General features: G+C 54.2%; 6 protein-coding genes. 5 read left to right on the top strand and 1 reads right to left on the bottom strand.

Going from position 1 to position 8,481, the window contains the following annotated elements:
• Positions 1 to 161 precede the first annotated feature (161 nt).
• The 5 genes from A2I95_RS23650 (at position 162) to A2I95_RS23630 (ending at position 8,055) form a co-directional block, all read left to right on the top strand.
• The gene (locus tag A2I95_RS23650; protein ID WP_291733785.1) at positions 162 to 3,305 is read left to right on the top strand and encodes an exodeoxyribonuclease V subunit beta; all 3,144 of its coding nucleotides are present in this window, start codon (positions 162 to 164) and stop codon (positions 3,303 to 3,305) included.
• Between the two features lie 632 nt (positions 3,306 to 3,937).
• Positions 3,938 to 5,278: a nucleoside 2-deoxyribosyltransferase gene (locus A2I95_RS23645; RefSeq protein WP_291733783.1), complete on the top strand. Its 1,341-nt coding sequence runs from the start codon at positions 3,938 to 3,940 to the stop codon at positions 5,276 to 5,278.
• Positions 5,275 to 5,895 (top strand): 7-cyano-7-deazaguanine synthase, encoded by a 621-nt coding sequence (locus tag A2I95_RS23640; protein ID WP_291733781.1) that lies wholly within the window; start codon positions 5,275 to 5,277, stop codon positions 5,893 to 5,895. Before A2I95_RS23645 ends, A2I95_RS23640 begins: the two co-directional genes overlap by 4 nt.
• The gene (locus A2I95_RS23635; protein ID WP_291733779.1) at positions 5,895 to 6,557 is read left to right on the top strand and encodes a hypothetical protein; all 663 of its coding nucleotides are present in this window, start codon (positions 5,895 to 5,897) and stop codon (positions 6,555 to 6,557) included. Before A2I95_RS23640 ends, A2I95_RS23635 begins: the two co-directional genes overlap by 1 nt.
• Before the next feature lie 142 nt (positions 6,558 to 6,699).
• Complete coding sequence (locus tag A2I95_RS23630; RefSeq protein WP_291733777.1) at positions 6,700 to 8,055, top strand: anti-phage deoxyguanosine triphosphatase; 1,356 nt, start codon at positions 6,700 to 6,702, stop codon at positions 8,053 to 8,055.
• Between the two features lie 220 nt (positions 8,056 to 8,275).
• On the opposite strand, the gene A2I95_RS23625 is transcribed toward A2I95_RS23630, so the two are convergent.
• Positions 8,276 to 8,481: hypothetical protein (locus A2I95_RS23625; protein ID WP_291733774.1), on the bottom strand; the 206-nt coding region annotated here is incomplete at its 5' end.

Genomic DNA, 8,481 nt, shown 5'->3' with positions numbered 1-8,481 from the left:
TCTGAAGTCTTGGCCGAAGTCGGCGCAGGTACGGTCCGCCTAAATCACCTGAGCGACGCAAAGTCCTTCGACAAGGAGCGCGGGATAAAGGCCTATGCCCTCGACATCCCACTCGTTGCAGCCTTCAGCCTGCCCGATGACGCCACTGAGGGGGACGCGCAATGACACAACTGTCCCTCGTTCCGGCCGGAGCCGGTGCTGGAAAGACCTATCACATCCAGAAGACGTTGGGGGCTTGGGTCGAAAGCGGCGAGGTCGCGCCGGGGCGGATTCTTGCTGTGACCTTCACCGAAGCGGCCGCCGCCGAAATGCGGGATCGTGTACGCAGTGAGTTGATGGGGCGCGGTCGATTGCACGACGCGCTGGAAATCAACCGCGCCTACATGGGTACGATCCACGCGTTGGGGCAAAGGCTGCTTACGGAGCATGCCTTCGCCGCCGGGCGCTCCCCGGAAAGCCGTCTTTTGAGTGAGCCGGAACGCGACCTGCTAATCCGGTTGGAAATGCACAGATGCGAGGCACTGGAACCGCTGATGGCAGACCTCGGACGGTTCGGCTATGCGTGGTCTCACGCGACGCAGACCACCGCCGAAGATGGGTTTCGTGCTGATGTTCTGCGAACGGTCGACCTGATCCGCGGGCTCGGTGCGCGCGGGCAGTCGCTGGACATCCTGGCGCCGGCTCTGGATGCGCTGGCCGAGGGCTACGGCCCGGTCGAGGCGGATGGCGATGCCCTGACCGCGGCATTGCGCCGAGCGTTACATGGTTTATTGGAGGTCTTTCCGGATAGCCTCGCTCCACATTTTGCTTCAAAGAAGTCTGTCCGCGATGAGTTCGCAAGAAACCACCAGATCCTGCGCAAGGCCAACCGACCTGGTGTGCTCGAAAAGGATTGGATGGTATGGCAGAAACTGCGCAACCTCAGGTTAACGAAACGCGGCACCCCCACACCAGAAGGCTATGACGCCCTCGCCCAGGCCGTCATGGATGCCGCCAGCGCACTGCCTCGCCATCCTGGCCCCTTGGCCGATGCCCGCGCGCATCTGACCGCGTTGGTCACTGGCGCTCAGCAGGTTCTGGAGGCCTACCAGACTGCCAAGCGCCAGTCCGGGCTAATCGATTATGCTGACATGATCGCGGAGACCGAAACCCTTCTTCGCAACCGCCCCGAGATTCTGAATGCCGTTCTGGGCGAAATCGACTGCGTTGTGATCGACGAATTCCAGGACACCAACCCGGTGCAGTTCGCGCTGCTCTGGCGGCTTGCGCAGGGGGCAAAACGAGCGCTGATCGTGGGCGACATCAAACAATCCATCATGGGTTTTCAAGGTGCTGACCCACGGCTGTCAGAGGCCTTGCAAGCTGCGAATCCGGATGCGGTCACGCCGCTTGACCGAAACTGGCGCTCCGAAGCGCGGATCATGGAGATGGTCAATGCACTTGGCCCGACGCTCTTCGACCAGTACGACCCGCTAAGCCCGCAACGCGAGGCGACAGAAGAGCCCGCACTCGAGGTGCTGAACTTGCCTGGTGGGCGCAAGGACACCACGGCCGCCTGCATCGCCAATCGGGTGGCTGACATCCTGGATGCAGGAACGCCGGTCTATGACAAGGCAAGCAAGGAGATGCGCCCAGCCAAGCCAAGCGACGTCGCCGTTTTGACCTATACCCACTCCAAGGCCAGCGCGGCTGCCGCCGCCCTCGAAGCCCATGACCTACCCGTGCGCATCCAGCAGAACGGTTGGCTGACAGCGCCCGCGATGCGTGTCGCCCGCGCCGCGCTGGCGTTGGCAGCGGATCCGGACGACACCCACGCAGCCTTGACATGGTTGACCCTTGGCCCACCGCGCGTGCCACTGGAGGACGCGTTGCGCAACGCCGTTGACGGGGTGCTGAACACACATGTTTCAATCGTTTCTCTGCACACCCTGAATGACAGCATTGCAACACGCACCGTGGCCGACACCCTCGCGGAAGTCCTGCGCACGACCAAACTACGCGATTGGTCTGCCGGATTGGCGCAACCGGCACAAGCGCTGGCCGATCTGGCACGCCTTGAGGCCGAAGCACAGGAGTTTGACACCATGGCACAGGACCTGCGCGCCGCCGCAGGCTTCCACGGTGCTGGGGTACAAGTCTTCCTCGGCTGGATTGCGCATCAATCTGCCAAGGAATGGGATCGCCATCCCGACCCGGATGGCTGGTCTGCTTCCGGGATCGAGATCTGCACCTGGCACGCCGCCAAGGGGCGCGAATGGCCGATCACCCTTGTCGCAGGGCTTGATCAGAAGATTGCCGAGCGCCCGGGCACCTTGCGGGCCGATTTCGATACCTTCCACGATCTCGACAATGTTCTCGATCATGCTGGATTGAGCTACCTGCCCGATTTCGCAGCGCCGGAATCGCAAGTCCCTTTCACCGAGGCCCGCCGCCCCGAGGACGAACGCGACGCGGCCCGCAAACTCTATGTCGCGCTGACACGTGCGCGGGATCGGCTGATCCTCGCAATGCCTCGGGAACGGTCCAAACCACGCGAGCACGCAGAGCGCATGGTTGACCTGCTGCGTGATCGTGCAGGGTTTGAACCTGGCGATGACACACTGACTGTCGCCGGACAGACCTTTGCGGCGCAGGTGACAGAGGGCTTGCCAGAAGAGCCAGTGGAAACTGAGCAGTCGGGAAGTGCGGCGCACCTACGCTTGGGCCTGCCGCACACCATCCCTGAAAGTGCGCGAACGCCGTGGCGCCGCAGTCCTTCAACCCTCAAAGCCCCCGGACAGGAATCTGACGTGCTCCTCGAAACTGTGCGGCTGGCAGAGGGCGTTACAGAGACCCGCACGAGTAGCGCAGTCGAACGCGGCACTGCCTGGCACTTGGCTTTCCGTGTTCTGGCCGAGCGCCCCGATCTGGTCGACCGGATTTCCGCCGCAACCGGCTTGCCTGAAAAGGCCATCGCCCAGATTTCCGCCCAAGCGGAGGCCTTGACCCGATGGCTAACCGACCAGGGTTATGACAGGCTCCACTTCGAACTACCCTTGCAGGAAAAAGCGGCCGACGGATTGGAAACCAATGCCATTCTCGACTGCCTTGCCGAGGGACCGCACGGGCTGTTGATCATCGACCATAAATCTGGGCCTTGTCCCGATCCTGACGCACGCTTTGCGAGCTATCGACCGCAAATTGACGCTTATGCCTCCATGGTTCGCAGGAAGTGGCCCGAAAAACTTCTATATGGCGTCGCTATCCACTGGATGAGTGAAGGAACTCTGAGCATCGGCAAGGCGTCGATCATGGAGCCTACCTGATGTCAATTACAGCGTGTGTCGATTTCGGCTACTACATGCGTCGTTTGAGACTCCTGTTTCCAAACACTGCTCCCAATCTAAAAAATGCTGCGCATTGCATCAAATACATACTTGATGAGAAGCACTTCTGCGTTTCGCCGATGATGGGGATCGAAGGACGGGTTCTGAAACAATACCAGAGCGGTGTTTTCTTGGATTGACGTCACAGAAAACTCATTTAGGGTTGATGAAAATTCATTAACTTCAGCCCTAAGGGGGATCAATTATGGGCAGCAGTGGCTCTGGTAGATTTTCGGATTATTCAGGATCGCCTTCAAGTTCAAACGGAAGTGGTGGATCAGGAGGCAGCAGCGGAACCGATCAATGTGCGATGGCCTTTTCGACAGAATTAGAAGAGGTCGGACAGTGTGACTACTTCACGAACACCGGAACCGTTCCGCCACCGGGAACCGAGCTAACGATTACCGTTGCACAACGGATCGTGGCGTTGGACACAAACGGGGTAGTTGTTGGGGCATTACCGACTCGATTTAACTATCTTGCCGCATGCTTGAACGAAGGCTTCAACTACGTTGGCATTGTTCAAAGCTCATCCACTTTCCCCAACCCTCAAACGACCGTAGATTTTACAATTGTCTAACATCACTGACCCAAACCCGATTTTGGTCGTAGGCGAAGTTTATGTTGACTTCGTTCAGTTAGGAAAAGGTCTTGCACCCAAGATGCGCCTTGGGGGTATCATTCATGCTGCTCGAGGTCTGTGGGCTTGCGGCTTTCCATTTGCAGTCGCCGGTATTTGCCCAAGTTATCTTATCCAAGAAGCGACAGATTACCTTCATGCGCACGGTTGCACTGAGTTTATCTGGCTTGGTGAAATCTCCAGCTCTCCCAATGTTATTTTTATTTCCGATGTCACAGAAGTTGGCGACCAAGGATATGAAGAACTCCTGCGTGAGCGAAAATCTGTTTCTATGAGGGAAGTTGGAAACCAATTAGAAAAATTTGAACAGATAGTAGTTTTCCCAGGCAAGTTCTCACTATCCACATTGAGTGAACTCCTAAGATCCAATGCGAACGTCACTGTGGATATTGCCTACGGAGTTGAGTCTTTTCTTGAGCTGGAGTGCTTCAAGGATCGCATTCAGACTATAGTGATTTCGACTTCTTCCGACCTTTTTGATGCGTTGGGTGGCAAGTGCTTGGACCCACTGGAAGAAGCAGCAAGATCGGCAAATGCATCCTACCTTCTGTTGAAGGAAAACCGAGGGGGAAGCAGGCTCATCAATCTAATCGAGGGTGGTGTAGAAGAGATTCACGCTACACTTGGAGAAACAGTGAACTCGGTTGGTGTCGGTGATGTATACGCTGCTGTGATGGCCGCATTGGCACCCATTGATGTTAACGAAGCAACCTGGCGCGGTGCACAGGCTGCTACACGTTACGCTCAAACGACATACCCAGACGATCTGCGTCGAGACGTTCAAAGAGATTTGAAACTGCCAATGGAGTTGGTGCGATCGCTGGGTGGAGTATCATTGCCCTGGCACGAAAGGACAGCATTCAACATTTATCTTGCTGCACCCGATTTTTCTTACATCGACAAGCATGAATTGGATGAAGCCGTGTCCGCTCTGGAATATCATAATTTCAACGTGCGACGCCCTGTTCAAGAAAACGGTGAAGTGGCTCGCCCAGCCGACATCCATACGCTGCGTGAGGCCTACAATAAGGACTTAGCCCTCCTTGAAAAGTGTGACGTTGTCTTTGCGGTACCGTTGGAGAAGGACCCAGGCACTTTGGTCGAAATCGGCTATGCCCTGAAATCCAGAACGCCAGTGATCACCTACGACCCACGATGTGAAAACAAGAACACCATGGTTATGGCGGGTAGTGAAGTTTTTTCGGATTCATTGGGGGAGTGCCTTAACGGCTTGTTCTCTTGTCTATCGAAGTTGCGGAGCACCAGGAAATGACACGAACACTGCTGTTAGCGTCCGGTGGTCTGGATTCAACCACTGTTGCATACCGGCTTGTATCAGAAGGAAAAACTGTAGTTCCTGTGTTCTTTGACTACGGTCAGCACTGCGTAGAAACCGAATGGAATCGACTGAATGAGGTCATGCCTCAAGGGGTAATGCCTCCTGAACGAAACAAAATTTCTGACCTATTCAGGGGCTCCACTTCTCGATTGATCGACGAACCCAACTTGTGGTCAGATGAAGTTCAAGACGACGATCTTTATGTGCCCTATAGAACCATGTTGTTTTTTTCCGCTGCTGCAGCCAGAGCTCAAACCTTGGGCATCCGTGAAGTTTACACGGGTTTCATAAATAGCAACCACGCTAAGGAAATTGATTGTACCGCCGATTTTCTGAACAAACTTGATGGCCTAACTGAAGCGGTCGGACCCGTCCGCTTTTTTTCACCCTATAGATTTGCTTCCAAGGCAGATGTAGCTCGTGACGCTAAAAAACTGGGTGTTCCGATAGGTCGAACATTCTCTTGTCAAGCCTCGAGCAAACTACCCTGCGGGGCTTGCCCAAATTGCGTAGAACGTTTAGCAGCACTCCGGCAAACGGGGCTACTTTGATGACGCGTTCACGTGAACATGATCCCATTGCAGTGCTAACGGCTGCGAGGAAGGTTGCTGACTTTGCCAGCAACCAAGGCTTAACGGAAGCGCGCCTGACGAAGCGCATGGTTTGCAACCATATGGGGGCAGTATTAGCGGACACTGCTCTTCAGGCGGGACTACGCTACTCTACGGTTGTTCGGCCCAGAGTAACAAACATTCTGAACCAGCATCCGCAAGCCGATACAATTTCCGCGCTTATCGGGATTATTAACGATGGTGAAACAGGTGCCTTCCTTCAGTGGAGCCATCACCAAAAAATCGCTCGCTTCGAACGGATCGTTGCCTTTCTGTATGACGAAGACGTTCAGGACGTCGAAGACCTCAAGCAAAAATACAAGACCGGCGAGTTTGGAGCGGCCTTTCAAAAGGTGAATGGCGTAGGTCCAAAAACGGTTGACTACTTGGCATGCCTTATTGGCATCGAGTCGATTGCGGTAGACCGTCACATCCGCACATTCGCTAAGCGCGTCGGCGTTGATGCTGATGACTATGGCTTCTTGAAGCACGTGTTTTGTTATGCTGCCGACTTATTGTCTGTTTCTCGACGCGAGTTTGATGGGTGGGTTTGGCAGGTTGAATCCCTGAAAGGGTCTCGCCAGCTATCTTTTGCGATTTGAACATTATCCTGCGACACAAAACGTGTCTCAAGAAGCCTCGAAGCAGCGCTACTAATCTTCTACCATCCGAGCGCGCGGCAATCTCGGCGATAGACAAGTTGTTTCGCTATAAAATCAATTACTACAAGGATGAGCAGTTAGCATGACTTGGTTAGATCGAAGAGAGCCGTGGGATGCTCAACAAGAGGATGCGCGAGATGAGGGCGACATTGATTATGCCCGGGTAATTCACTCTGCATCATTTCGTAGGTTGCAAGGGAAGACACAGATTCTGAACCTGGGAGACAGTGACTTTTACCGAACCAGATTGACCCATTCTCTGGAAGTCGCACAAATCGGCTCAGGTCTGGTCAAACAATTGGCTAAGTCGTTTCCTAAACATGACGCTGCAAAGTACCTACCTGACCGAAGCACTATTCAAGCGATAGGATGCTCCCATGATTTGGGGCATCCCCCTTTCGGTCATGGCGGTGAAATCGCACTGAACTACTGCATGCGTAATGCTGACAGAGAAAAGGTTGGGGGGTTCGAGGGAAACGGCCAAACTCTCCGGATCCTATCTCGCCTTGAGAACTTCTCCGCAGATGCAGGCGCAAACCTGTCAAGGCGTACGCTTCTCGGAATACTGAAGTATCCCGTCAGCTTCTCAGAAGCCGAAAACACCAAGCTTCAACCAAGGCTGCAAGAATCTCCTTCGACGCTCAAGATAATTGATGACAGGGCTTCCACGCCCCCTAAGTGTTACCTGAACACCGAGAATGATGTAGTAGCTTGGATCCTCAAGCCGCTTTCTGGCTCAGACCGTGACCATTTCCAGTCAATCGAGAAAGAAGATGGCAAGCATAATGCTTCAATGCATAAGTCCCTGGATTGTAGCATCATGGACGTCGCGGACGACATTGCTTATGGAGTGCACGATTTTGAAGATGCCGTTGCACTGAAATTGGTCTCTGCAAAGCAGTTTCAGGAATATATCCCGGAAGATAAGTGTTCATCCTTCCTCAACGCACTGAAAGAAAAGTATCCAGGGGAAAGCGAGAACGATGTCTATGGCCGGATGCTTGATGGCCTATTCGGCGCCACCAACACCCGAAAACGCTATATAAGTCGCTTGGTTCACCACTTCATCACGGCAATCGAATATGATGAGTACAGCCAATTTGACGAGCCACTCCTTAAATTCCGTGCAAAGTTGGCCTCACCCCAAGCCCAATTTTTGGAATCTCTGAAAAAACTGGTCTTTTCTGAGGTTATTAAAAACCCAAGCGTCCAGCATTTGGAGTTCAAGGGACAAAGCATGGTCGTTTCCGTTTTTGAAGCCCTTCAATCCGACCCAAAGCGCTTGCTACCGACAGACACGTTCAAAAAGTATGAAGCAGAAGGCGATGGCCTGAGGGTGATATGTGACTTTGTAGCAGGCATGACCGACGCCTATTTGTTGAAAACTTATGAGCGATTGTTCGCTCCTCGGCTTGGATCGGTGTTTGATAAACTCTGAAGCAACGCTTCAACTATCTGAGTTTAGATGAGCCTTGCGAGGCTACGAAGACTTGATGTGAAGCCACTCAACTCATCACGACACATCCCAGAAAATAGAGAGCCACCGCCCCTTTGAGGGCGGTGGCAAACTTTTAGTGGTCAAAATTGCAGTTTAAGCTGGTCAAATTGCAAACTGATGCGAGCTTTCACACACCACAAAACTACAGTCCTACCTCTATTCAGCCACACTTCGAATGGCCGCAACTGCGGCAGGTCATGCAGCCTTCGACCATCTGCATGTCGAACTGGCCGCAGCTGGGGCAGGCCTTGCCGCGCGGGGCATTGAGGTTCACCACCTGTGCCTGCGGGTCGGATTTCAGGCCCATTCCCTCGCCTTCCAGGAAACCGGTCTTGATCATGTGGGTCTCAATCACGCCGCCGATCG

It is taken from the genome of Leisingera sp. F5, from assembly GCF_001593695.1.
This window is presented reverse-complemented; position numbering and strand designations above follow the sequence as displayed.

Coding starts and splice junctions, on each gene's coding strand:
- A2I95_RS23650 (WP_291733785.1), top strand. CDS start 162: ATGACACAACTGTCCCTCGTTCCGGCCGGAGCCGGTGCTGGAAAGACC.
- A2I95_RS23630 (WP_291733777.1), top strand. CDS start 6,700: ATGACTTGGTTAGATCGAAGAGAGCCGTGGGATGCTCAACAAGAGGAT.
- A2I95_RS23640 (WP_291733781.1), top strand. CDS start 5,275: ATGACACGAACACTGCTGTTAGCGTCCGGTGGTCTGGATTCAACCACT.
- A2I95_RS23635 (WP_291733779.1), top strand. CDS start 5,895: ATGACGCGTTCACGTGAACATGATCCCATTGCAGTGCTAACGGCTGCG.